Annotated in this window: 23 protein-coding genes; 7 read left to right on the top strand and 16 right to left on the bottom strand. The window is 41.1% G+C overall.

Annotated features, from left to right (window positions below; all coding sequences use genetic code 11):
• Positions 1-92: 92 nt before the first annotated feature.
• The gene (gene ald / locus NSS77_RS11940; RefSeq protein WP_342468928.1) at positions 93-1,217 is read right to left on the bottom strand and encodes an alanine dehydrogenase; all 1,125 of its coding nucleotides are present in this window, start codon (positions 1,215-1,217) and stop codon (positions 93-95) included.
• A gap of 285 nt (positions 1,218-1,502) precedes the next feature.
• Here ald and NSS77_RS11935 point away from each other — a divergent pair, with 285 nt between their 5' ends.
• Both NSS77_RS11935 and NSS77_RS11930 read left to right on the top strand, forming a co-directional pair.
• Complete coding sequence (locus tag NSS77_RS11935; protein ID WP_342468927.1) at positions 1,503-1,949, top strand: universal stress protein; 447 nt, start codon at positions 1,503-1,505, stop codon at positions 1,947-1,949.
• Between the two features lie 293 nt (positions 1,950-2,242).
• The gene (locus tag NSS77_RS11930; protein WP_342468926.1) at positions 2,243-3,217 is read left to right on the top strand and encodes an acyltransferase family protein; all 975 of its coding nucleotides are present in this window, start codon (positions 2,243-2,245) and stop codon (positions 3,215-3,217) included.
• A 104-nt stretch (positions 3,218-3,321) separates the two neighbouring features.
• Here NSS77_RS11930 and NSS77_RS11925 read toward each other — a convergent pair whose 3' ends face one another.
• The 10 genes from NSS77_RS11925 to ezrA all read right to left on the bottom strand — a co-directional run bounded on the left by NSS77_RS11925 (position 3,322) and on the right by ezrA (position 14,929).
• Positions 3,322-4,260 (bottom strand): class I SAM-dependent methyltransferase, encoded by a 939-nt coding sequence (locus tag NSS77_RS11925; RefSeq protein WP_342468925.1) that lies wholly within the window; start codon positions 4,258-4,260, stop codon positions 3,322-3,324.
• Between the two features lie 183 nt (positions 4,261-4,443).
• Positions 4,444-4,947, bottom strand: a complete 504-nt coding sequence (gene tpx, locus NSS77_RS11920) for a thiol peroxidase (protein ID WP_342468924.1) — start codon at positions 4,945-4,947, stop codon at positions 4,444-4,446.
• Positions 4,948-5,078: 131 nt separating this feature from the next.
• Positions 5,079-5,876: an RDD family protein gene (locus NSS77_RS11915; RefSeq protein WP_342468923.1), complete on the bottom strand. Its 798-nt coding sequence runs from the start codon at positions 5,874-5,876 to the stop codon at positions 5,079-5,081.
• Positions 5,877-5,888: 12 nt separating this feature from the next.
• A complete protein-coding gene (sppA, locus tag NSS77_RS11910; RefSeq protein WP_342468922.1) occupies positions 5,889-6,893 on the bottom strand; it encodes a signal peptide peptidase SppA in 1,005 nt (334 codons plus the stop codon).
• A gap of 186 nt (positions 6,894-7,079) precedes the next feature.
• Positions 7,080-8,666 (bottom strand): acyl--CoA ligase, encoded by a 1,587-nt coding sequence (locus tag NSS77_RS11905; RefSeq protein WP_342468921.1) that lies wholly within the window; start codon positions 8,664-8,666, stop codon positions 7,080-7,082.
• Between the two features lie 188 nt (positions 8,667-8,854).
• Complete coding sequence (locus NSS77_RS11900; protein ID WP_342468920.1) at positions 8,855-10,129, bottom strand: ISL3 family transposase; 1,275 nt, start codon at positions 10,127-10,129, stop codon at positions 8,855-8,857.
• A gap of 216 nt (positions 10,130-10,345) precedes the next feature.
• Entirely contained in the window at positions 10,346-10,555 is a 210-nt protein-coding gene (locus NSS77_RS11895) for an alpha/beta-type small acid-soluble spore protein (protein ID WP_342468919.1), read from the bottom strand.
• A gap of 106 nt (positions 10,556-10,661) precedes the next feature.
• A complete protein-coding gene (gene thiI, locus NSS77_RS11890; RefSeq protein ID WP_342468918.1) occupies positions 10,662-11,870 on the bottom strand; it encodes a tRNA uracil 4-sulfurtransferase ThiI in 1,209 nt (402 codons plus the stop codon).
• 4 nt (positions 11,871-11,874) lie between these two features.
• Positions 11,875-13,014: a cysteine desulfurase family protein gene (locus tag NSS77_RS11885; protein ID WP_342471270.1), complete on the bottom strand. Its 1,140-nt coding sequence runs from the start codon at positions 13,012-13,014 to the stop codon at positions 11,875-11,877.
• 208 nt (positions 13,015-13,222) lie between these two features.
• Positions 13,223-14,929: a septation ring formation regulator EzrA gene (gene ezrA / locus NSS77_RS11880; protein WP_342468917.1), complete on the bottom strand. Its 1,707-nt coding sequence runs from the start codon at positions 14,927-14,929 to the stop codon at positions 13,223-13,225.
• A gap of 133 nt (positions 14,930-15,062) precedes the next feature.
• Between ezrA and hisJ the strand changes: the two genes are divergently transcribed.
• The 4 genes from hisJ to NSS77_RS11860 all read left to right on the top strand — a co-directional run bounded on the left by hisJ (position 15,063) and on the right by NSS77_RS11860 (position 17,814).
• Positions 15,063-15,854: a histidinol-phosphatase HisJ gene (gene hisJ, locus NSS77_RS11875; RefSeq protein ID WP_342468916.1), complete on the top strand. Its 792-nt coding sequence runs from the start codon at positions 15,063-15,065 to the stop codon at positions 15,852-15,854.
• Between the two features lie 18 nt (positions 15,855-15,872).
• Positions 15,873-16,352, top strand: coding sequence for a GAF domain-containing protein (locus NSS77_RS11870; RefSeq protein WP_342468915.1), 480 nt, complete (start codon positions 15,873-15,875; stop codon positions 16,350-16,352).
• 358 nt (positions 16,353-16,710) lie between these two features.
• Complete coding sequence (rpsD, locus tag NSS77_RS11865; RefSeq protein WP_342468914.1) at positions 16,711-17,313, top strand: 30S ribosomal protein S4; 603 nt, start codon at positions 16,711-16,713, stop codon at positions 17,311-17,313.
• Between the two features lie 135 nt (positions 17,314-17,448).
• Complete coding sequence (locus tag NSS77_RS11860; RefSeq protein ID WP_342468913.1) at positions 17,449-17,814, top strand: hypothetical protein; 366 nt, start codon at positions 17,449-17,451, stop codon at positions 17,812-17,814.
• Between the two features lie 44 nt (positions 17,815-17,858).
• Here NSS77_RS11860 and tyrS read toward each other — a convergent pair whose 3' ends face one another.
• A complete protein-coding gene (tyrS, locus tag NSS77_RS11855; protein ID WP_342468912.1) occupies positions 17,859-19,130 on the bottom strand; it encodes a tyrosine--tRNA ligase in 1,272 nt (423 codons plus the stop codon).
• Positions 19,131-19,546: 416 nt separating this feature from the next.
• On the opposite strand from tyrS, the gene NSS77_RS11850 reads away from it, so the two are divergent.
• Complete coding sequence (locus tag NSS77_RS11850; RefSeq protein ID WP_342468911.1) at positions 19,547-22,444, top strand: transglycosylase domain-containing protein; 2,898 nt, start codon at positions 19,547-19,549, stop codon at positions 22,442-22,444.
• Positions 22,445-22,485: 41 nt separating this feature from the next.
• Here NSS77_RS11850 and NSS77_RS11845 read toward each other — a convergent pair whose 3' ends face one another.
• The 4 genes from NSS77_RS11845 to argC are packed head-to-tail and all read right to left on the bottom strand — an operon-like array spanning position 22,486 to position 26,650.
• Positions 22,486-23,622 carry an acetylornithine transaminase gene (locus NSS77_RS11845; RefSeq protein WP_342468910.1) on the bottom strand — a complete coding sequence of 379 codons (1,137 nt, stop codon included), beginning with the start codon at positions 23,620-23,622 and terminating at the stop codon, positions 22,486-22,488.
• Complete coding sequence (argB, locus tag NSS77_RS11840) at positions 23,619-24,398, bottom strand: acetylglutamate kinase (RefSeq protein ID WP_342468909.1); 780 nt, start codon at positions 24,396-24,398, stop codon at positions 23,619-23,621. Before argB ends, NSS77_RS11845 begins: the two co-directional genes overlap by 4 nt.
• On the bottom strand, positions 24,361-25,581 hold the full coding sequence (gene argJ, locus NSS77_RS11835) for a bifunctional ornithine acetyltransferase/N-acetylglutamate synthase (protein ID WP_342468908.1): 1,221 nt from the start codon (positions 25,579-25,581) through the stop codon (positions 24,361-24,363). Before argJ ends, argB begins: the two co-directional genes overlap by 38 nt.
• A gap of 34 nt (positions 25,582-25,615) precedes the next feature.
• Positions 25,616-26,650 carry an N-acetyl-gamma-glutamyl-phosphate reductase gene (gene argC, locus NSS77_RS11830; protein ID WP_342468907.1) on the bottom strand — a complete coding sequence of 345 codons (1,035 nt, stop codon included), beginning with the start codon at positions 26,648-26,650 and terminating at the stop codon, positions 25,616-25,618.
• Positions 26,651-26,772 lie beyond the last annotated feature (122 nt).

Here is a 26,772-nt window from a genome sequence, read left to right as displayed (position 1 = left end):
TATTTTTTATTCTATTAACCGAATTTTTGAAATATTACAAATGCATAAAAAAACTACTTGGAAAATAGATTCCAAGTAGTGAATGAAATGATTTAATCTTCTTTCAGCAATGTTTCCACAGATGCATAATCCCGCTGTTGCGCCTCAGCAACCGCCTTGTATACTACATATCCTTTCAAAGTGTTGATTCCTTTTTTCAACGCCTCATTTTCCAAGCAGGCTTGTTTATAGCCTTTGTTGGCAATTTGCAGCGCATATGGCACTGTGACATTCGTCAAGGCAAGAGTGGAAGTTCTCGGTACCGCTCCCGGAATATTCGGCACCGCATAATGAAGCACGCCATATTTTTCAAAGGTCGGCTCGTCATGGGAAGTAGGGTTGTTTGCGGTGATTTCCGTGCTTCCTCCCTGGTCGATGGCAATATCGACAATTACAGAGCCCGGCTTCATTTGCTTCACCATTTCTTCTGTCACCAATTTCGGCGCTCTTGCTCCAGGAATTAATACGGAGCTGATCACCAAATCGGAATTTTTCACGGACTCGGCAATATTATATGGATTGGACATCAACGTTTGAACGGAAGTGCCAAAAATATCCTCCAATTGACGTAAACGGTCAGGGTTTACATCGATCATTGTCACATCCGCTCCCATCCCAATGGCAACGCGGGCGGCGTTTGTCCCGGCAACCCCACCGCCTATGATGGTCACTTTTCCACGGGGAACGCCTGAAACCCCACCTAATAAAATTCCATTGCCTCCATTCAATTTTTCCAGGAAATGCGCACCGATTTGCACACTCATTTTCCCAGCCACTTCGCTCATCGGCGTCAAAAGAGGCAGGGAACCATTAGGCATTTGCACAGTTTCGTATGCAATTCCAACCACTTTTCGATCAAGCAATGCTTGTGTCAATTCATATTCAGGCGCCAAATGCAAATAAGTGAAGAGGATTTGTCCCTCATAAAAATATTGATATTCACTTTTAATCGGCTCTTTCACTTTCAAAATCAGCTCTTGTGACCATGCTTCTTCAGCGGTTTTGACAATTTTTGCTCCCGCAGCGGCATAATCCTCATCAGTGAAAGAAGAACCCAAACCCGCACCGGTTTCAATATATACTTCATGGCCTGCATTGGTTAATGTAACGACCCCCGCAGGCGTCATTGCGACACGATTCTCATTGTTCTTAATTTCTTTAGGAATACCAATTTTCACTCGAAGATCCCATCCTTTTCTGCAAAATTCAAAATTCTGTCATCATTTTTTATTCTAACAATTATGAAATAAAAATAGAATCAAAATATGAAAAAAATCCCCCCAAAAAGGGGGAAATGCAATTCAATGAAGTTCACAACGGATTAACAAAAAATTAAAATTTCCAACAAAATTTACGACAATTTTTAGAATAATATGTGAATTTTTTTACATTTTTCTCTAATTTCTATTCCCATTATCTGAAAATTTGATATAATAATAACATAGTAAAAGGAGGTAAGCCTTATGGTAAATTATAAGAATATTGTAGTAGCTGTGGATGGTTCAAAAGAAGCAGAATATGCATTCAAAAAAGCGATTGATTTTGCTAAACAAAACGACGATGCAAAATTGCACTTGGTAAACGTAATTGACACACGTTCATTTGCTGCAATTGAAGCATACGATCGTTCCATTGCCGAAAAGGCTCAGGCATTTTCCGAAGAATTGCTTGAAGGATATAAAAAGCAAGCAGAAGAAGCTGGCGTAAAAAATGTAAACGTAATCATAGAATATGGTTCTCCAAAAACAATCATTACGAAGGAATTATCCAAATTAGTTGATGCTGATTTGATTGTCTGCGGTGCAACAGGTTTGAACGCAGTTGAACGTTTCCTAATCGGTTCAGTTTCTGAAGCGATTGTCCGTTCCGCAAAATGTGATGTGCTAGTTGTCCGCACTCCTGAAAACTAATATTCATATTTGGAAAAGGCTGTCTGGAAAGCCTCGAGCTTCCCGGGCAGTTTTTTTGTGGCCATTTTTCCAATCATTCGTTTCCAACCTTTCCTATTGCTGCAATCTGGCGATACAAATTGTCAACAATTTTACGTTTTTATCAACTTTTCCTGATGGCGATATCTGTCGAAATGTGTTAAAACTATTACTGTCTTTTATTCATTATAGAAAAGTTGATTTCAAGATTAGCACAATTCTATTCTACATTGCTGATAACATTTGACAATTAATCATGATGAAAAACAGAAAGAATGGTTGAATTGAAACGGATTCCTTATTTTGATAACGCAAGGGCATTATTGATTATCCTTGTGGTCCTTGGCCATATGAGCAGTGAATTTATCGAACATGATGAACTGATCGCCGACGTTTATTTATTCATTTATACCTTTCATATGCCTGCTTTTATATTGATTTCAGGATATTTCGCAAAAAAAATTTATGAACAGGGATATTTTAAAAAACTTGTAAAAAAACTCCTCATTCCATATGTAATCTTTCAAGTGTTCTATACGCTTTACTATGACTTCATCTTTCACGATGACATCAGTTATAGTTTGTTTATCCCGAGATGGGGACTTTGGTTTTTAATGAGTTTGATCTTTTGGAATGTACTTCTGTATTTTTTCGGCAAATTGAAATATGGGCTCCTGATGGCCATCGCCATTTCCCTTTTAATTGGGTACGACACAGAAGTGGATGAATTTTTGAGTCTGTCCCGCACCTTTTTCTTCTTTCCATTTTTCTTGGCCGGCTATCATTTAAAAGAGGAGCATTTTGTCCGATTAAAATCCCGCATGAATACGGTTCTCGGCATCATTGTTGCGATTGTCGGGTTCATCTTGATTGCCCGGTACGCCCCGCTCGACTATCGATTTTGGCTATTGGGAAAAAGACCATATGAAGAAATCGCGGACACAATTGAATACTCGGCACTCATGCGATTGGCCACTTACGGCGTTCAGTTTTTGGCCACCTTCGTCTTTTTGACCTTGGTGCCAAAAAAACAAAGCTTTCTTACTTCCATCGGCCAATCGACCATGGTCATCTACCTGCTTCATATGGGGATCGTCCGGATTTACCACGATCATCCCATCAAGCAATACATTATCGAAACAAGCCAGTATTGGATACTCTTTGTATCAAGCCTTCTGATTGTGTATTTGCTGTCCCGAAAACCGGTGGTCAACGTCTTTCAACTGGCATTTGCAAAAAACAAAAAATGATGTAAATAAAAAGGTGCGCCTACAATTCGAGGCAGCACCTTTTTATATGGGAGTCATCTATATTTTTCCGGATTTATGCAAATTCTAAACCTGTTATCGGGTACTTACTTGCTCAAATTGTTTTCTTTCCACATTCGAATCTTTTCAAAGAACAGTGAAAGCGCCTGTTTGTTCGACATATTCGGAACTTTGGCAAGCAGCACTTCTTTCGGAGGGCGCAACTGATCGCTTTTCTTTTGCAAAATGAAAAGGCTCTTTTCATGCTGTTTTGATTTGAAGATGTTTTCCGGCAATTGAATCACTGCCTGAATCCATGCATGCTTTTTCAAAAACTTATGGAGCATTTCCGCCTGTCCCGACTCGAATAATGTGGCTGGTATCAAAAATATTAAATATCCGCCTTCTTTTGTGTATCGCAATGATTGTTCAATATATAAATGATGGGCATAGCTCATCTCGTTTTTTGCGCATAATTCGTAGTCTTTTGCCACTTCATCGTTTGGATAATAACCGACAGGCAAATCGCAAACGACGAGATCTGCCGGTTCAATAAGCAACGGTCTTAGCGCATCTTGATGATACAGTTCAATCGGCTGCTCGATGAGTTCAGCAATCTCACTCGCCAATTGAATCAGCAATTCATCAACTTCCACCCCTGCAGCCAAAATTTTGCCGTCCAACTGATTCATGATGGTAAACATTAAATTTCCTGTTCCTAATGCAGGGTCAAGAATGGATATCATGCCATTTTCCAATTTTTCTTCATAGAATTGCTCGACAAAGTAAGTGATCAACAATCCCAAAGAATCCGGTGTCATCTGATGGTTGGGTTGCGATGATTCACGCATGCCTTTCAATATGGCGAGCTGAATCGCTTTGCGGGTTTCTTCCTTCGTTGCCGCTTCAACCGGAAATTGAAACTCTCCATCCAAAACTCCTCTGAGCGTTGTGAGCACACCCTCCAAATAAGTTGACTTGCTTGAACGTTCAAATTCCTCGGCCTTTTTATTTATAAAGGCAAATATTTGCTCAATTCTTTCCATTCTGTTCTTCCTTTCACAAATCCCGTTCTAATTGGTGTGACGATATGTAAAACGGACAAAAAATGAGTGTAGACAAAGCCGCGATGACTTTGTCTACAATAATCAGCCCAATATAATAATAACCGAAAAACCGGATAAAAGATATCTTACAAGTAATAACCTTTTGTTACGATTTCTAAACCATTAAAGAAGTTCTTTTACAGCTTTAATAGCCGCTTCATAGTCCGGATGGTTCGTTGTTTCAGAAACATATTCCACATAACGTACAATGCCTTCCCGATCAACGACAAACACTGCACGGGCCAAAAGACGCAATTCTTCAATCGCCACACCATAAGCTTTTCCAAAGGAAAGATCTTTGTGGTCGGATACAGTGACTACACGATCGATGCCCGCTGCACCGCACCAGCGTTTTTGAGCGAAAGGCAAGTCGACGGACACCGTGTAAACGATGACATCGTCCCCCAATTTTGCCGCTTCTTCGTTAAAACGGCGGGTTTCCGCATCACAAACGCCTGTATCAAGAGATGGAACTGTCGCAAATAAGCGGATTTTCCCTTCTGAATCTTTTAAAGTGACAGGTGATAAATCATTGGCAAGCACTGTGAAATCCGGCGCTTTGTCACCCACTTTCACTTCATTTCCCAACAATGTCACCGGGTTATTTTTAAATGTTACTTGAGCCACTAGAACATTCCTCCTTTTTTTCTACTAATTTCATCTTACTAAACACTTTCCCCACTAAGCAAATAACTTAACTTGAAAATCAAAAAACCATTCAGCATCCAAAGAAACGATGGATGCTGAATGGTGATTGATCAAGCTGTCTGATGGTTGGAATGGCCGTCAATTTCAATGATCTTTTCTCTAATCACAGTCTTTTCATTTTTTACATACACATTTTCCTGCACCACAATGGTATCGGCAATATAGTCCTGGATTCCCCGGTTTTTCGGCGTAAACGCAACTGCAAGATAAGATAACCAAACGGTATTATTGATGAAGCGCGCCACCAATTCCCGGAACAATACAGTACTCCATGAAAGTTTTTCCTCTTTCAGCGATTTCACTTTTAATCCGAAAATCATCTTGCCGACCGTTTGCTGCCAGAACTTTGTCATAATGATAAAGTAACCGTAATAGAAAATTCCTGAAATAATCGTAAACGGTGCAAACCAATCGGAAGTGGACATATCCAAGTCCAAAAAATAGAAGATTGGTTTAACCAATATGGATACGATTGCACTGACGATGAGACCGTCTGTTATGAACGCCAAGAACCGAATCCAAAAACCGGCTGTTTTTTCCTCATATTCTTCAACAATTTCCGTTTCTCTTACGGTTTTTGTTTCAATGGCCTCTTCCTTCTTCCCTTCGCTTAAAAATTCATTGTTATTGATCGCTGCAACAGATTCTTCCGCGGTTTTTTCCGCCAATGGTTGGCCGGATTCATTTATTTCCCTTTCCGCAGCCCCCATATTTTCTTCATTTGAGGATGTTTCAACGTGGTCATTATCATAGATTGAATCATTCTGTTCCTGTTCATTCGCTGAAATATTGTCATTCGTTTCTTGGGCAGGAGTTTTCCGTTCATTTTCTGGATTATAACCCGTCATTTTCAGCCCTCCTTAATTTTGACCATATAAATACATCAATCGAGGTGATTCATAAGAACTCATCAATTTCTTCAATAGTCTCTCTTCTGCTGAAGGGCCAAAGATTGTACCCATTTTCGATGCCAGCAAAGATGAAAAAGTTCCAAAACCGGACTCGTATTCAAACAATTCCGCATCTTCCAGTTTATGATCTTTTCTTATTGCTTGAATGACATCTTCCAAATTGCCCAACTCATCCACCAAACCGGCTCTCATCGCCTGGCTTCCGCTTAAAATCCGTCCATCCGCCACTTTTTTCACTTCCGCTTCGGACATGTTTCTGCCTTGTTCCACTACATCCACAAACGCTTCATAGGATTCATTGATCATTTCCTGAAGCATCGCTTTTTCTTCTTCGGTGGAAGGTCTTGTGCCGCTGAACATGTCTTTATGTGCGCCGGATTTGATAGTTTCAATTTCGACTCCTAAATTTTTGGCAAGTTCTGAGTAGTTGTAGTTTTGCATAATGACACCGATGGAACCTGTGACAGTTTCACGATGGGCAAAAATTTTGTCCGCAGGGGCAGAAATGTAATAACCTCCTGAAGCAGCCATCGATCCCATTGAAACATATATTGGAATACCTTTTTCCTTTTTGATTTGCACCAATTTATCATGAATCTCCGCGGATTCAATGACCCCGCCACCTGGCGAGTTAACATACAATACAACACCTTTTACCGTATCGTCTTGCAAAATTTGATCCAATGAAGCCAAAAACATTTGATGATCATATGCCAAAGTTGTCCACGGCGTGCTTGAGCCTACATCCTGAATGACTCCATCCACTGAAAGCAAAGCGATTCGTTCATCAAAAGATCCCGGTTCGACAACCGTTTCGGTTAATTCTGTTGTTGTCAAGGAATCAAACCCGCTGAAAATATCCGTCTTGAGAATCGACATCAATGCATTGATTCCAATTGAAACAAACAGCAAAATAACCGCAAAAATAAGTGCAATCCATCTTTTTACATTCATTTTTTAACCTCCTTCACCTTTCATACGTTTTGGAAAGCCAATTGTTTCAAAAAATTATAAAATTTTCTTTACTAATATAAGGTTACATGAAAAAAAGACATTCAGAAAGCCATTATCTTCTCTGAATGCCTTAAATTTGTATATTTTATGAAATATTGGTTTATTTATGAAATGGGAAGGTGTGAATCATTTCGCTGTTTGTTTTTGCCATTCTCTTTGGCGCAATTCGACTCTGCGAATTTTACCGGAAGTGGTTTTAGGCAATTCATCAATGAATTCAATCGCTCTCGGATATTTATATGGGGCTGTAATGTTTTTCACATGCTCTTGCAATTCCTGAACAAGGGTTGGACTATTTTTTAATGTTGGGTCTTTCAATACAACGAAAGCCTTTACAATACTTCCGCGAATTTCGTCAGGACTTGCCACAACTGCACATTCTTTTACAGCTGGATGTTTTACAAGGGCATCTTCCACTTCGAAAGGACCGATTGTGTAGCCGGAGGAAATGATGATGTCGTCACCGCGTCCTTCAAACCAGAAGTAGCCTTCTTCATCTTTGTACGCCCGGTCACCTGTCAGGAACCATTCTCCGCGGAATTGCATTTGCGTACGTTCTGGATCTTTGTAATAACCTTTGAAGAGGGCAGGAGTGGATGAATGGACGGCAATATCGCCAACTTCTCCCGGTTTTGCCGGTTCCCCGTTTTCATTGATAATTTCCACCACATTTCCCGGAGTCGGTTTGCCCATGGAACCTGGTTTCGGCTTCATGCCCAGCATAGTACCAACGAGCAGTGTATTTTCAGTTTGTCCATATCCATCGCGGACTTGAATATTAAATACATTCAGGAATTTGTTGATGACTTCGCTGTTTAACGGCTCCCCTGCGGAAACGGCACTTTTTAAATTCGACAAATCATAAGATTCCAGCCCGTCCACTTTTGCCATTAAACGATATTCCGTCGGCGTACAGCATAATACATTGACCTTATAATCTTGCAATAATTGCAGATACGTTTTTGGATCGAATTTTCCTGTATAAACGAAGGCTGTGCCGCCGCTTCCCAAAATCGCCAGGAATGGGCTCCAAATCCACTTTTGCCAGCCAGGTGCTGCCGTCGCCCAAGCCACATCATTTTCTTTCACACCGAGCCAGTGCTCAGCGGCTGTCCGCAAATGTGCGTAACCCCAACTATGAGTGTGGATTACACCTTTCGGATTTCCGGTTGTTCCGCTTGTGTAAGATAAGAAAGCGATATCGGAGCTTTTTGTTTGTACTTCATTAAACTCATCCGATAAATTTTCAACGGCTTTTTCAATTTGAATCCAAGGTTCTTCCGCTTCCCCGTAAACGAAAAGTTTCAATCCATCCAAGGATTTGACGTCTTCAAATTGAGCGATTTCATTGGAAAAGGCCACAATCCCTTTCGCACCGGAATGTTCAATGCGATAGTCGATATCTTTTGCTCTTAACATTTCAGAGCTTGGAATGATTGAAAGTCCTGCTTTTAATGCACCGATGTATGTAGCGTAGGCTTCAGCAGAACGCGGAACCATGACAAGAATCACATCGCCTTTTTCCAGGCCATGGCTTTTAAATAAATTCGCCACTTTATTGGCTCTTTTTAAAAGTTCAACAAAGGTGATCTGCTCAGTGGTGCCGTCTTCATGGCGAACCAATAACGCCAATTTACTCTCATCTTTTGCCCATTTTTCAAATTCATCCACAATGTTATAGTTTTCTGGTGCAATCAAATCTTCCCTCTTCAAGCAAATTCCCCCTTAATTTGAAAAATTGAAAATATTATCCTAATTATAATTATATACGAACAAAATAGCAAAATATTCTTCATAATAGAAAATCTTTGGTTCTTTGTCAAATGGTGTTGGTGAATAAATTTTAGTGACATTATTTGGTAATATGTAATCGGATGGCTTAGGGGAAATTCGAGGTTCCCCTAAGCTGTTTTTATTTTCGCTAAGTTTTGGGTAATGAATATTCGGTTTCTAAAGTGATAGAAGGATCGATAACCGAAAGAAATGCGTTTAATCACTTTGATTTTGTTATTAATCCCCTCTAAAATGCCGTTGTTATAATCATATTTCAACGTATTCTCCATGTAATTGATGTATTTGTTGATTGTCTTGATGGCGGTTTTCATATAGCTGGAAACGATATTTTGTTTATTCTCTAATGTTTTCTTTAGGAGCTCAAAGTCTTTGGTTTTGATGCAATGGCGAACGTATTGGTATAACTCATAGGACGCTTTTAATTCAGAATCTAAATCAATGAGATAGTGGAGAATCTCCACCTCACACATATGCTTTTTAAAGCAACGATGATATTTATAGTTCTTATAATCAAGTTTTGTTTGATCTTTCAGAAGGAGCTTCCAGTATTTTTTCAATTTATTGTAATTCTTTTTATCCCGATTCATGACGTTGATGCGCGTTTTGTTTAAAGCTCTGCTAAATAGTTGGAGGATATGGAATTTGTCGAGTATGATTTCCGCTTTAGGGAAAACTTCTTGGATTAAGGAAATATAAGGGCTGTACATATCGATGACAATCGTTTTTACCGCATCTCTCGCCTTCTTGGAATACCGTAAGAAATACTCTTTGAGGACATGTAATCTTCGGTCCTCCACGATATCCACCATCTCCCCCGTTTCAGAGTCACAGAAAATAAAGGACATCGCTCCAGCTGCGGATTTCACTGATTTAAACTCATCAAAACACAAATGCTTTGGAAGGTAGTGAACATTTGGTTGATAGTAGATATAAAAGCTGTCAATGACTCGACTGACAGTGGCATGAGAAACATTATGTTTCATCGCAATATCTTTTTCGGATATTTTATCTTTGGCGTTTAAAGCAATCGATACTTTAGTATTGTTGGAAATACAACAGTTTTTAGCCACGACGCTCGTTTTTAAAGTAAACGTGGAATGACAATGTTTACAGAAATAACGCTGTTTACGCAATTTTAAGTAGGTATGAAAACCTGAAACACTAGGCATTTTAATGAGAGACGTTTTAAAACCGTGTTTAATGATTTGATCATCAAAGACATGTCCACAAGCATAGCACGCTTTTGGTTGGTAAGTTAATTGGCCATAAAAGACTTTTGATTGGACCCCTTTAATGAGTTCTTCTGCACAAAAATTTTCATCAAATGTGATATTTTTATCTTTTATATTGAGTAGGTTTCGTATAGAATGATGGTGAGACATGTGACACAACTCCTTTGGAAAATGTGTTTTGGCGATTACATTTTACCAGAGTTTTGTCACTGTCTCATTTTTTTTGTTCAAAAAAATTGGTGCTGGTTTATACTCACCAACACCAAATATTATAGAGCCAAATCTTTTGTTTAATAGATAAAAATAGTAAAAACAAACGAATAATAAAAAAAGGCCAGTAGCATTATGCTACTAGCCCTCTATTACTTATTGTTGAGTGCCACGTAATTGTGACTCAGCCATTTGCACTAGACGTTTAGTGATTTCTCCTCCGACTGATCCGTTCGCACGAGCGGAAGCTTCAGGTCCGAGTTGAACACCAAACTCTTGTGCAATTTCATATTTCATTTGATCTAAAGCTGCGTTTGCACCAGGAACTAATAATTTGTTTCTGCCTCCAGAGTTGTTTGTAGCCATCTCTCTCACCTCCTTGTGCATTTAGAATGTGCCGGAATGATTTTTTAATACACAAAAGGTGAGAGGTAAATTGTACTACTATTACCGGTTGAAGGAGAGAATGAGATTATAGTAGATGTTTAAATTTATTTTCTTTCACACGCTTTTCAGGGAAGATATAGACTTCTCTATTCTTCACAGCCCGTTCAATATATTCTTCAAAGTCCACCTGGGATTCAAAATGAGTGACGCGCTCCAATTTTGGTCTTGTTTTCGGATTGGCTGGCGTAAAGACCGTGCAGCAGTCTTCATACGGCTTGATGGATATTTCGTACGTGCCGATTTGCTGAGCGATGTCAATGATTTCAAGCTTGTCGAAAGAAATCAACGGACGCAAAATCGGCGTATTCGTTACCGCATTGATGGCCGTCAAACTTTCCAGCGTCTGGCTTGCCACTTGTCCCAAACTTTCGCCAGTGACCAGTCCAAGCGCACCAATTTCTTCACGCACCCGGTCCGCAATTTTCATCATCATTCTGCGCGTTGTCGTCATGAGCATTTCCGCAGGCACTGTATCTTTGATTAATACTTGCAATTCTGTAAACGGAATGACATGCAGATGGATGGAAGAACCGAATTTCGTCAATTCATTGGCCAAATCTTTTACCTTCTGCAGCGATTGTTCACTTGTATATGGCGGGCTGAAAAAGTGAATCGCATCGATTCTTACGCCGCGTTTCATCATTAAATAACCTGCCACCGGGCTGTCGATTCCGCCGGAAAGCAGCAATAGGGATTTTCCGTTGGATCCCACCGGCATTCCGCCCGCCCCATGAATCACTTCGGACATCAAATAAGCGGCTTCTTTTCGGATTTCAACCCGAAGTTCCACATCCGGATTTTTAACATTGACCGATAAATTCGGATTGTTTTTTAATAAATATCCCCCGACCGCTTTCTGTATATCATATGTTTGATAAGGGAAAGATTTATCTGAACGGTGCACTTCCACTTTAAAAGTGATTTCCCGATCTTTATAACGGTCCATGATTGTTTGGGCAAGTTGTTGGATGCTGCCCATCTCTTTTTCGCACATGGCAACCGGGCTGAATGATGAAATTCCAAATACCCGTGGCAATTTTTCCATCAATTTTTCAAATTGCTCTTCATTATCCAGTTCAATATACATCCGGTCCCGTTCAGCCCGGATTATTAGGCGCCCGATATCGGAAGAGATGTATTTGATGTTATATTTCAATTGCTGGATAAAATCTTTCCGATTCCGTCCCTTCGTCGTCAATTCACCATATCTGATCAATATTTCTTTCCAAAGCATAGTATTATACTCCTTTTAGTTCTTTCATAACTTCTTTGAAAATGGCTTTAAACTGTTCGATTTCTTCATCCGTATTTTTTGCTCCGAAACTGATGCGAATGACACCTTCTTTAAAATGCGGATCCACTTTTAACGCTTCCACCACATGGCTTGTTTTCTTTTGTCTTGACGAACATGCGCTGGATGTGGAAACAATCACTCCCCGTTTTTGCAACGCATTAATGATGACTTCGCCCTTCAGATCCTTCACGCTAAAGGACACAATATGAGGAGCGCCTTCTTTTGAGGAAAGTATATAGATATGATTGCCGAAAGTCGTGAAATAATCAATGAGTTCATCACGCCATTTTGTAAATTTCGCCTGATGTTCTTGCAAACGTTCCACGGCAATACGGCAAGCTTTTGCCAATGCGACTGCCTGTGGGACAGCCACCGTTCCGCTTCTCAAACCAAATTCTTGTCCACCGCCGACAATCAAAGGGGCGATATTCAATTTTCTCTTGAACGCAATGAACCCGGTACCTTTCAGACCATGAATCTTATGGCCGGAAACCGTAATGATGTCCGGTCCGGCGTCTCCATTGAACTGGACATTCAATTTTCCAAAACTTTGCACTGCATCCACATGAAAGATGGCGCGGGAATGTTGTTGAATGATTTTTGCCGCTTCTTCAATCGGCTGAATGGCTCCCATCTCATTGTTGACATGCATCATCGTCACAAGCATCGTATCTTTGCGGAGCTTTTCCCGCAATTCATCCAAGGAAATGACCCCATGTTTGTCGACCGACAAATAATCCACTTCATACCCTTCATTTTCCAGTGATTTATAGGCTTCAAGCACGGAGGCATGTTCAATTTCCGTTGTAATGATATGTTTTCCGATATGCTTGTTGGCCTTTGCGACACCAAAAATGGCAAAGTTGTTTGATTCTGTACCACCGGAAGTGAATAAAATATGTTCGGGCTTTGTTTTTAAAATAGTTGCGATTTGGTTTCTTGCCGCTTCCAACAGTTCATTGACTTCCACACCAAAGGCATGGATGGAAGCCGGATTGGCATAATAGTTTTTGTTTACTTCAACAAATGTTTGTAACACTTCTTCGTAGGGTTGTGTTGTTGCACTGTTATCAAAATAAATCATCATTACCAACCTTCTATATACGGGATTTTCAAAAGAAAAGGTTGTACAGAAAGCGAATACTTTCCGGACAACCAACCATTTTAATACTGACTATTGAAAAATAAAAGAACAATAGGTACTTGAAAACGAAAGTTAATAGCAAAATGGTATCTCCCACGATACAACATTTTGATACTATTATACCCTTAAATCAGCATCTCTGCATAAATTATTGTTTCGTTTTTTCGAATACTTCTTCTTGCACAAGTTCTTCGATGCGCTTAATCGCTCCCGGTTCTGCAAGCTCCACGGCTTCCGCCGCCAATTCCAACGCTTTGATATAACGGAAATTGTGGAACGCTTCTTCCGCCTGAAGCAATAACTCATGAACGTTTGGATTGGAACGGTAACGATTGCCGTACTGGATAATCCGTTCAATCAACATCACGTTTTCAATCATTTCTTTTGCTTGTTTTTGCACATTTTGGATACATTTTTCCGCTTTATCCAAATTGCTGTTGACTAAATTCATATTTAATGGAACTTCTTGGAGGCTTTGCATGACAACAAATAATTGCTCTTCCGCTTCTTCCAGACGCGCATCCATTTCCTCCGGGATGCCGGGGATGTTTGCCTTGTGCAACATCCGATCGGTTTCCTGCAACATTTTTTTCAATGAATTCAATTTTGTTCGGGCTTTATTTTCATCAATGCGCAAATTCTTCAACCGGTTTGAAAACTCTTCTTGCACTTCCTGAATCCGTTCAATTTCATTGCTGATTTCCATCAATTCTTCCTGCAGGCTGGAGTATGCGGACTTTTCTTCCCTCACACGGGAAAGAAGCACTTCAAACCGCTTTTGGATCACTTCAAGCTGTTTTAGGCCGATTTTCGGAATCTCCGCTTCTTCCTTTGGCAGACGGTAACTGTTTTGGACATATTCCGCTTCCGTACTTACTTCCCTTGTTGCTTTCAATACTTCGTTCAATGTTTTGTATGCAAGGTCACAATTCTTGTCCACATAATCTTTAGCGTATACTTCTTTTTCAAGCAAATCATAGAAGTTGTCGATCTCATCATTGATTTCCTGGATTCTTTCCGCCACATGTGTAACGTTCAAATTCGCCAATTCTTCTTCCAGTTTCTTCAATTCTTCTTCAATTTGATCCAGGTGTTCAGTTAATTCCAGATGCTGCAAGTAATAGGACTGTTCTTCCATTTCCCGTTGACCGGTTCTCAACTCATGGATGGAAGCAGGGATTTTTGTTTGAATCTCTGTTAACAGTGCCGGAATTTCATTGATCAACTCATTCATTTTCTTCGACTTTTCACTCAGGTAAAGAACCGTCTCCCTGGCATTCAAATAATTTCCTTCTCCGGTCAGCTTATCATATTCTTCAAATTTCTGAGGAAATTCTTCGAGCATTTTTTCTAAATTGGCCAATGCTGGACCAAAAGAATATTGATGCGCAAGCAGAGTCTTGCGGGCGGAACGGTATTGTTCTTTCAATTGCTCCATTTCAATGCGGTTCTTTTCTTCACTGCCGATTAATTCGTCCAATTCGGATAAAATTTCGTTTTTGATTTGATCGCATCGATTTAAATAATCCTCGATGTCTTTTTCAACCACCGACGCTTTTTTGAATTTAAACCGATCTATGTATTCTTCCGCATCAAACAGCATGGAATCAATTTTGATGATGTCGACGTCCACCACTTCCGTCCACTTGTTGCGCCAACGTTCAAATAATTCTTCCGTCTGACCGTTCATATTTAAATTTTTTATTTTTGTCAACTCTTCAAAAATAGGATAATGTTGAATTTGCAATTTCTTTTTTTCCAGCCGCTCGATCTCGGCAGTATGTTTTTTCCGTATGACAAGCCCGACTATTAATAACGCTAATAGTACGATGATGATAAAGATGATATACTTCATCGTAAGCCTCCTATTCCACACTCACGCAAATTGGCTATATGTTATATAATATACCATGTTTTTGAACTTTTGTTTGAAAAAATAAAGTATTTAATAAAAGTTATTCATTTCTTCTTGATAAGGGGTTGAAAAAATGAAAAAAGACGGCCATATCCATACGCCCTTTTGTCCTCACGGTACAAAAGACCCATTGGAAAAATATATTGAAAAAGCAATTCAACACCGATTCACCGATATCACATTCACTGAACATGCACCGTTGCCCGAAAATTTTATTGACCCGACTCCCGAAAAAGACAGTGGAATGAAACCGGAATTATTATCCCCATACATAGAAACTTTGTCTGAATTAAAGGGGCGTTATAAAAACGATATCAACATTCACATCGGTTTGGAAGTGGATTATATCGTCGGTTATGAAGAAGAAACCAAAATGTTCCTCAATACGGTTGGGCCTTATCTTGATGATGCGATCCTGTCCGTCCATTTTTTGAAATTGAATGAGGAATATGTGTGCATCGATTATTCAGAAACGGAGTTCATGAAATTTGCGGAAAAAGCGGGAAGTGTCCAAGCCGTTTATGACTTGTATTATGATACGGTACTCCAATCAATGGAAGCCGATCTCGGGCAATACAAACCGCGCAGAATCGGGCATCCAACGCTCATCCATAAATTCCAGCATTTCCATAAGCAATCCATTGATGATGAAAGCCGGATCATTGCCATATTAAATAAAATGAAGGAATATGGTTATGAATTGGATGTCAATAGTGCCGGGTTGAGCAAAAAATTCTGTTTGGAACCGTACCCTCCATTTCCAATGATCGAATATGCAAAATCCATTGAAATTCCCCTTGTGTTCGGTTCGGATGCCCATTGTGTCAATGATTTGCATCAACATTATGAAAAAATTTTTCTATAAACAGGAGGCGAGGCGTTTATGTTTACGAGAATCGAATATAAAGGCACTTTAGAAGAACAATATAATCTGTTGTCCAAACAGCTGGCGGCACTGCTTGAAGGGGAAGAAGATTTGATCGCCAATTTAAGCAATGCCAGTGCATTGTTAAACCAATTTTTAACCGATATCAATTGGGTCGGGTTTTATTTAATGAAAAACGGGGAACTCGTCCTTGGGCCATTCCAGGGATTGCCGGCCTGTGTGCGAATTCCGGTGGGCCTTGGCGTCTGCGGCACCGCGGTAGAAAAAGGGGAAACCATCGTGGTCGATGACGTCCACCAATTCCCTGGACACATCGCCTGCGATGCCCGCAGCAATTCAGAAATCGTCATCCCACTGGTGAAAAATGGGGAAATTATTGGCGTCCTTGATATTGACAGCCCATTGAAAAACCGTTTCAAACAGGAAGATCGACTTGGATTGGAAAAATTTGTCCAAACGTTAATCCGATACATTTAATGAAAGTCTCGTAGTATTTCTTTCCGCTTTCCCGGCCAACCAATTTTCAAGCGGGTAAACCCAGATTTACTGATACAAAATTTAGCCAAATAAAAGTGCGAAATACCGCATCATTGTTAATGTTTTTCTCTTGACGGCACTAGAAAAACCATATACAATGGACATCGTGTAAAATAAAAGCAGCAGTTGTATAAACTTGTGGCTGTATTTTATTCCTCCAATAATCATTGGATTGTTGGATGGTGTATGAGTAACCCTAAAGGCTGCTAGGGCGAAAATACATGAAAATAAAATACACATAAGCTCGGGTACAACTGGTTTTTGTTTTACAACAAAAAAACCAAAAGGAGGAGACACAATGTCTCGTTATACAGGACCAACATGGAAAATTTCCCGTCGTCTTGGTATTTCACTAAGCGGCACTGGTAAGGAATTAGCAAGACGTCCTTACGCACCAGGTCAACATGGACCAACTCAACGCAAAAAATTGACTGAATATGGTCTACAACTTCAAGAAAAACAAAAACTTCGCCATATGTACGGCTTAAACGAACGCCAATTCAAAAACTTGTTCGTAAAAGCGGGTAAAATGAAAGGGGTTCATGGTGAAAACTTCATGATCCTTCTTGAATCTCGCTTGGACAACCTAGTATATCGTCTAGGTCTTGCCCGTACTCGCCGTGCAGCTCGTCAATTAGTAAACCATGGCCACGTGACAGTGGATGGTCAACGTGTTGATATTCCATCTTACACTGTAAAACCTGGTCAAGTGATTTCTCTTCGTGAAAAATCTAAAAACTTACAAATCGTGAACGAAGCGATTGAAGTAAACAACTTCGTACCAGAATACCTTTCTTTCGATCCAGAGAAAAAAGAAGGTACTTACGTTCGTTATCCAGAACGTTCCGAATTGCCGGCTGAAATCAACGAAGCGCTTATCGTTGAGTTCTACTCACGTTAATTTTAGCGGCTTTATCAAAAGAACCCTGGGACTTGCTACAAGTTCCAGGGTTTTTTTATCGTTTTAAATTTTTGGGTAAACGCACTAATTCTGGTTGTATCCGCACTAAATGGATTAGCAAATGCACTAAATAAAGTGGCATCCGCACCAAACGGAGTGGCAAATGCACTAAATAAAGCTGCATCCGCACCAAACAGGATAACAAACGCACTAAATGAAGCTGCATCCGCACCAAACGGAGTGGCAAATGCACTAAATAAAGCTGCATCCGCACCAAACAGGATAACAAACGCACTAAATGAAGCTGCATCCGCACCAAACAGGATAACAAACGCACTAAATGAAGCTGCATCCGCACCAAACAGGATAACAAACGCACTAAATGAAGCTGCATCCGCACCAAACAGGATAACAAACGCACTAAATAAAGCTGCATCCGCACCAAACAGGATAACAAACGCACTAAATGAAGCGGATTTCCCTGCTCCCGATACTAATTAAAAAGAGTGAATGGAAATTTAACCCATTCACTCCTACCTTCTTATTTATCCAATAAATTTCACCATATGATATTTCTTTTTCCCGCGGCGGATGATCGTAAATTCATCGTCCAAACGGTCTTTGCCGCTCACAACATAATTCAAATCCGTCACTTTATCCCCATTGATGGAGATGGCTCCATTTGTAACGTCTTCCCTCGCCTGGCGTTTGGATGGAGAGATTTTTGCTTCCACCAATACATCGACAATATTTTTGTCTTCCTTCGCCATTTCCGCAGTCGGCACATCTTTGAAGGCATCGCGCATTTCGCTGGCGGACAAAGATTTTAAATCCCCGGAGAATAAAGCCTCTGTAATGCGTTTTGCCGTTTCAAGGGCTTCTTCTCCGTGAATGAGTCTTGTCATCTCTTCAGCCAACACTTTTTGCGCTTTGCGTAAATGCGGCTCGTTCTCCACGGACAACGCAAGTTCTTCAATTTCCTCTTTGCACAAGAACGTAAAGATTTTCAGATATTTCACCACATCGGCATCGGCAGTGTTGATCCAGAATTGATAGAACTCATATGGACTTGTTTTTTCAGGATCCAACCATACGGCGCCGCTTGCCGTTTTTCCGAATTTCGTACCATCCGCTTTTGTAATCAGCGGCATTGTGATGCCATAGGCTTTCGCTTCTTCATCGTGGGTTTTCCGGATGATTTCAAGACCAGTCGTAATGTTGCCCCATTGGTCGGAACCGCCCACTTGCAAACGGACACCATAATGATCGTATAAATGGTTAAAGTCGATGCCTTGCAATAACGTATAGGAGAATTCCGTGAATGAAATTCCTGTTTCGAGACGGGAAGCGATTGTATCCTTCGCCAACATGTAATTGATATTGATCAATTTCCCGTAATCCCTCAAAAAGTCAATGACATTCATTTGGCTGATCCAGTCATAGTTGTTGACCAAAATCGCGCTGTTTTCTTTATCTCCGAATTCAAAGATGCGCTCCATTTGTTTTTTAAGTCCGGCCACATTTTTCTCAATCTGTTCTTTCGAAAGCAAATTGCGTTCTGTGGATCTTCCGGATGGATCCCCGATCATTCCTGTAGCCCCGCCGACAAGCAGCACCGGTCTGTGGCCCGCCTGTTGGAATCTGCGCAATGTCAGCAATGGCACAATGTGGCCGATATGCATGGAATCGGCTGTTGGGTCCACCCCTACATACAATGAAATCTTTTCTTCATTTAGCAGCTTTTCCAATCCTTCTTCATCTGTTTGCTGATAAATCAATCCGCGCCACTTTAAATCTTCCAGTAAAGCATTTGCCATAATTGATTCCTCCTGCTTATTGTAATTATTCAAAAATAATGGGATAAATAGTGGATAGAGACCTATTGCAAAACACAATAAAAAAACTGCATGCAACCAATGCATGCAGGGACGCTCATCACGTGGTACCACCCGGCTTGGAGAAAATCTCCCACTCGTTGTTCCTTATCGCGGAAAACGTCCAAGCTCCGAGAACGTAATTCATGTTTTCATTATGACTGGCTTGCACCAACCGCCAGCTCTCTAAAACAGGGAATGAAAACACTACTGCAATCTCTTCGACGCTTGAAAACCATAAAGATATATTCATGTTAAGCTTCATGAATTATTATACCCGTTAAATTTTCTTTGTCAACAACTATATTCTGAGTATATGGAATTGTGCTATAATAAACAAGATTTTAGGGGGGACGTGTGTGAGAGAGAAGTTTCAACAGTTATTAAAAAAAATAATATACATTAATGAGAAAATCGAAACAATCGCCACATCAAACAATACAAGCAAATTGCGCATCACCCTTGGTGTCATTTGGAATCTCGGACTTGTCTTTTTCATTATTTTTCTGATTGGCTCCGTGTTTGTTTTTTCGATCGGATTAGGTTATTTTGCTTCCTTGGTGAAGGACGAGCCTCTTTATACAAAAGGGGAAATGAGGAAGCAGATCTACAACTATGAAGAAACGAGCGAAATGTATTTTGCGGGAAATGTTTACATAGGCAAAATCCGAACCGATTTGGAACGGGAAAAAACAACCCTTGATCAAGTATCACCCATTTTGATCAAAGCGGTGCTTGCAACGGAAGACGAATATTTTTACGATCATAACGGGATTGTTCCTAAAGCGGTGCTCCGCGGATTGATCCAGGATTTCACCAATTCATCCACTCAAACGGGCGGTTCGACTTTGACGCAACAGCTCATAAAAAACCAAATATTGACAAATGAAGTATCCTATGAACGGAAAGCGAGAGAATTGCTGCTTGCATTGCGTCTCGAGCATTTTATGACAAAGGATGAAATCTTGGAAGCTTATTTGAACATCATCCCTTATGGAAGAAATTCTTCAGGCCGTAATATTGCCGGAGTGGAAACGGCCGCTAAAGGAATTTTTGGGGTCAGTGCGAGTGAATTAAATTTACCGCAAGCTGCATACATAGCAGGAATTCCCCAGGCGCCATTTTCTTATACCCCTTTCACTCAAAAGGGGCAGCTAAAAAGTGAAGAAGGATTGCAGCCTGGAATCGAACGGATGAAAACCGTTTTATACCGGATGAAACAAGCGGGCTATATTACGGAAGCGGAATATGAAGAAGCCCTTGAATACGACATCACAAAAGATTTCAAAGAACCGGAATCCACAACGATCAAATATCCGTACTTGACTTTCGAAATCGAGCGGCGGGCCAAAGAAATCATGGCAAGAATTTTGGCGGAAAAAGACGGGATTGATCCTAAGCGACTTGACGAAGAAGAAAACCTGTATGAAAAATATATCATCCTTGCCGACCGCGATATCCGTTCCGGCGGCTACCGCATTTATACAACAATCGATAAAAATTTGTATGATGCAATGAACAATGCGGCAAAAGAATTCAAATATTATGGACACACGTTTACGAAAAAAGTGATTGATCCGGAGACAAATCAAGAAATGGAAGTTCCGGATCCGGTACAAGTGGGAAGTATATTGATTGAAAATAAAACGGGAAGGATTTTAAGTTTTGTTGGCGGCAGAGACTTTGAAATAACAGAGTTGAACCATGCGACACAAGCCTACCGTTCCAACGGTTCCACGATGAAACCGCTGCTCGTTTATGGCCCTGCCATTGAGTATGGATTAATCGGCGCAGGAAGCCCGGTTGTGGATGTGAAATTTAATTACAGAGGTTGGAAGCCGAAAAACTATATCCCTAACGAAGAACGGGGCATCATCCCGGCCCGTGAAGCATTGGCTTACTCCCAAAACTTGACAGCGATTCGCTTATACGATCAAATCATTGACAGAAGACCGGCTGAACTTTTGGCGAAAATGGGATTCTCGAAATTAACAAAAGGCGACTTTGAAAACCTTGCGGCCGCAATAGGCGCGATCGATGTCGGTACAACCGTGGAAGAAAACACGAACGCTTACGCCACTTTTGCCAATGGCGGAAAATTTATTGACGCTTATATGATTGAAAAAATTGAAGATGTCGATGGCAATGTCATCTACCAACACGCAGCAGAGCCGGTTCAAGTGTATTCTCCGGAAACATCCTATATCATCACGGATATGATGAGAGATGTGTTTGCATACGGTACTGGAGCCAAAGCCCGCTCCTCATTAAAATTCTCATCGGACTTCGCCGGAAAAACCGGGACATCCGAGAAATACCGGGACGTATGGCTCGTCGGCTACAATCCGAACATCTCGTTGGGAGTATGGTTAGGTTACGATAAACACAGAACGCTCTATCAATTTAATAATGTTTATTTCCAACCAAGTGTCCGTATCAATTTGCTATGGGCGACTTTGATGAATGCCGCTTACGATGCGAAGCCGGATCTGATCGCTTCAAAAGAGCGGTTCCAAAAACCGAAAGATGTCGTTTACGCATCATTCTGCGGCATTTCAGGGATGGCGCCTTCCAAGGCATGCAGCGATGCGGGACTCGTCCGCAGCGACCTGTTCATTCGAAGATTTGTCCCGTCTGCTATCGATAACAGTTTCGTGTCATCTGAAACAAGAACCGTCAATATTAATGGCGAAACCTATCTGGCATTGGATTCAACACCGCAAGAATTCACTTATCCTGCAAGCGGCATTTCGTTGAACCAGGATTTTATATCCAAAATGCTTGGCCGCTTGGGAGGAAATCCGGACAAACTTTTAGGAGAGTCAATTTTGAAAGTAACGAATACGAAAACATTTACCCCTGACCAAGCCGCTCCTCAGCCGGTCAGTGTGACAATCAATGGCAATGTATTGTCCTGGTCCCCTTCCGCTTCCAATGATGTGATCGGATACCGGGTTTACGACCTGACAGGCGGAAGCAGAAAACTGATTGCTTCAGTTAGAAGCGGAGAAAACCGGAGCATTGCTGTCGGCAATGGCCAATTCGGCGTCGCGGCTGTCGATATTACCGGATTGGAATCCTCCGTATCGATGGTTCAAACAGATGGGACTGTAGAGGAAAATCCTGTGGATGATGAAACGGAAAATCATGATCAAATGCCGATTGATAACGGAAATGAAAATGATGATGAAAATAACGGAAATCATCCGCAAATCAACCTGCCAAATAACCAACGGAATCAACAAAATAGACAATAAATAAATCAGCAGCACAAACTTTTCGTCTGTGCTGCTGATTTTTATTTCTCAAGTAATACTTTTTTCAAAATGGAAACCGCTTCATCGATTTCTTCATAACTTACAGTCAACGGTGGAAGCAATCGGATTACATTCGTGCCGGCAGGACAAACCAACAATCCGGCTTCTTCCAATTTTCCGATGTATTCCGCCACTTCATTTTCACTTTCCAATCCGAGAAGAAGCCCTTTCCCTTTAACTTTAAACTCGCCATGCGGGAATGCCGCTTTTAATTGTTCAACAAAATAGGCTGATTTCTTATTCACTTCTGCCAAAAATTCATCTTGGAACACAATGTCGATCACTTTTTGTGCAACAGCGACACCCAACGGATTTCCTCCAAAAGTTGTACCGTGGGATCCTGGACCAAACGTGTCAAACAATTCTTTTGTACCTAAAATGCCGCCGATTGGGAAACCGCCGCCAAGCCCTTTGGCCATGGACAAAATATCCGGTTTCAATGGCGTCTGTTCGTAGGCAAAACGGGTTCCCGTTCTTCCAATCCCCGTTTGAACTTCGTCGACAATTAATAAAACATCGCTGTTATCACAAATTTCCTGAATGGCCTTTGCAAACTCGTCCGTTACCGGATTGACGCCGCCTTCCCCTTGAATCACTTCAAGCATGATGGCCGCCACCGAATCGTCAACGGCATTTTTCAATGCTTCCACATCATTGAATGGCAAGTACGTGAATTTTTCCAACATTGGCCCAAAGCCTTTTTGGATTTTTTCTTGCCCTGTCGCACTCATTGAACCGAATGTGCGGCCGTGGAAGGATTGTTTAAAGGTGATGATATGATGTTTTCCCGTATGTTTTCTGGCAAGCTTGATCGCCGCTTCGTTTGCTTCCGCACCGCTATTGCAGAAGAATGCGTAAGAAAAATGCGTATCTTTCACCAATGATTCTGCGAGCTTTTCTTGACCAGGAACTTGGAATAAATTGCTCGTATGCCAAATTTTTTCGCTTTGTTCTTGAAGGGCTTTGACAAGTTCCGGATGTGCATGCCCTAATGATACAACAGCAATTCCGCTCGTAAAATCCAAATATTCTTTGCCGTTTTGGTCTTTTACAATGGTCCCTTTTCCTTCAACAAGGGCGATTGGTCTTCTTGCATAAGTATTGAATAGTGCACTCATTTCACTAACTCCTTGCTTGTTATTGTCGTACCCGTCAACGTATCGTCAACAATTTCCACTTTAGGAATGCCGGCATTCAATACCCGGATGGCGCCTTCCACTTTCGGTATCATACCGCCTGTAATCTCCCCTTCTTCAATCCATTGATGGATTTGTTCAGGCGTGGCTTGCTTTTGATACTCACCGCCAATCCGGATGCCGGATACATCCGTCACCAACAGCAGACGTTCAGCGCCTACCGCTAACGCAATTTCGCTTGCTACCGTATCACCGTTGATATTTAACCCCTGCCCCTCTTCGGAAGCACCAATGCAGCTGACAACCGGCACAATCTGATTGGCGGTGAGGATATCAATGATGTGGGTATTGATTTTTTTGATTTCTCCTACATATCCATAAGTTTCATAGTCTAATAGTTCACATTGGAGAAGATTCATATCAAACCCGTTTAAACCGATGGCATGGATGCCTGCCCGGTTCAAATCATGGACAAGCTTTGGATTCACGAGGCCGACCAAAGTCGATTGAACGACTTCTATCGCCTCTTCGTTCGTCACCCGGATGCCATTGATTTTTTCGGTAGGGATTTCCCTCTTCTCCAGCTCCCGATTGATGGCGGGACCTCCACCGTGGGTAATGATCACTTCATACCCTTCTTCCTGGAGGGTTTTAAAATTGGAAAAGAACGCATCATTTAAGCCCTCTAATGTACTTCCCCCCAATTTGATGACGATTCGCTTATGAGCGGTAGCTTGCGTTGATTTGGACGTAGTCATACGTTAAATCGCACCCCCAAGCAAACCCGTGACCATCGCCTTGAGCCAAAGAAACATGAATTTTTACTTCATTGGCTTTTAAAATTTTGATCAATTCATCTTCATCAAATGGAATCGGTTCACCATTTTCAACCATCGTTTTATCGCCGATTTTGATGGTGATTTTCTCAGGATCGACCGTAGCCCCGCTGTAGCCGACAGCGGCGATGATACGGCCCCAGTTGGCGTCGCAACCAAATACCGCCGTTTTAACCAAAGGAGATCCTACAACCGTTTTGGCAATTTTGCGGGCTTCTTCATCTGAAACCGCCCCTTCCACTTCCACTTCGATGAGCTTCGTTGCCCCTTCTCCGTCGCGGGCAATTGCTTTAGCAAGGTCTTCTGCAACCATTTTCAATGTTTTATAGAAATTGTTCCAATCCGGATGTTCCGGAGTCAGCGGATTATTTCCCGCCATTCCATTCGCCAATACCAATACCATATCGTTTGTCGATGTATCGCCATCAACCGTGATACAATTGAAAGTCAAATCTGTAATTTCAGACAATGCTTTTTGCAATACATCGGATTCAATATTGGCGTCCGTCGTAATAAAAGCAAGCATTGTCGCCATATTCGGTTCGATCATCCCTGAACCTTTCGCCGTTCCTGAAATGATGACCTCTTTTCCATCGATGATTGTGGAATAAGTCGTATTTTTCATCACCGTATCCGTCGTTAAAATCGCTTGGGCAAAATCAATCCCATTTTCAAGCTTGCTGCCGAGCTCAATCTTTTTTACACCTTCGCGGATGCGGTCCATTTTCATCAGTTCTCCAATGACACCTGTTGAAGATACGCCCACAAGTTTGGAGTCGATGCCCAATTTTTCCGCAATCAATTTTTGCATTTCGTAGGCATCAAGCAGCCCTTGTTTTCCTGTGCAAGCATTGGCGTTTCCTGAGTTTACAATCACCGCCTGCATTTTTTTCGTTTCATAAACCACTTCTTTTGTCACTTTAATCGGAGCCGCTTGCACTTTATTTGTTGTAAAAACTCCGGCGACACTTGCAGGCACTTCGCTGTATAAAACGGCCAAGTCCTTTTTCTTATGTTTGATGCCGCAGTGGATTCCCGCAGCTTTAAATCCTTTCGGGGATACAATATTCTTGCTCGATAATTTCATTTCTACAATTGATGACATCATTAAAATCCTCCATTTCTCCCGTAACCGCTATTTAAATAAACAATGGTACAACGTCTAACCCAACCGTCTGCGGATAGCCCAATTGAACGTTCATATTTTGAATCGCTTGGCCGGCCGCACCTTTTACTAAATTGTCAATGACACTGACGATTGTAGCCCGATTTGTCCGCTCATCAATTTTGGCGAACACATCACAGTAGTTTGAACCTTTTACCCGGCTCGTGCCGATCGTATTCGCATCCGTAATGACGCGGACGAACGGATGGCGTTTATAGGTTTCCAGGTAACATTCAATCAAATCTTTCGTTGTCACCCCATCTGCCACCGGTGCATAGGAAGTGGCCAAAATTCCCCTTGTCATCGGCACAAGATGGGTATTGAAAGTGATTGTCGCCTTCACGTTTGTAAATATTTCAATGGCTTGCTCAATTTCAGGGATATGTTGATGTTCGTTGATTTTATATATTGAGAAGTTTTCATTTGTTTCACTGAAATGAGTCATTTTTGTCGGCTTGTTTCCCGCACCGGAAACACCGCTTTTTGCATCAACTACTAAAAAGGATGGATCGATTAAACCTTCTTTGATTAAAGGAAGGACGGATAATAACACTGCAGTCGGGTAACATCCGGGGTTCGCGATCAACGGAGCTTCTTTAATATTCTCTTCATTCCACTCCGTCAAACCATAGACGCTTTTGTCCACTATTTCCTGTGGAGCAGGCTCTTTTTTATACCATTTTTCATAATCCTGTAGATTTTTCAACCGATAATCTCCGGATAAGTCGATGATTTTCGGGCCTTTTCCCACAAGCGGCGGCAACAGCTTGCTTGTCACTCCACTAGGCGTGCTCGTAAACACCACATCATAGTTCATCAACGTCTCATAATCTATTTTTTGTAGGGGCACATCTTGTATATTCAATAAATGACCAAATTTGGATGAAAAAATGACTCCCTCATCAGAAGACGTAAATAAATCCATCTGTTTTACTTCTGGATGGTTGTGTAAAAATCGGATCAATTCCAATCCACCGTATCCAGTAGCTCCAATGATTCCAACTTTCAACGCAGTCACCTCTTCCGTAAGATATTGTTAGTATAAACTTGTATAAATATAAAGTCAAATGTATGTTTATATATTTTTTAAAACTTTCACTAAATAAAAACCGAAGGATATTCATTTGTTGA

This window comes from Ureibacillus sp. FSL K6-3587 (assembly GCF_038593165.1).
GTDB classification, from domain to species: Bacteria; Bacillota; Bacilli; order Bacillales_A; family Planococcaceae; genus Ureibacillus; species Ureibacillus suwonensis.
The sequence above is the reverse complement of the archived record's forward strand: the minus strand, read 5'-3'. Positions and strand labels throughout refer to the sequence as shown.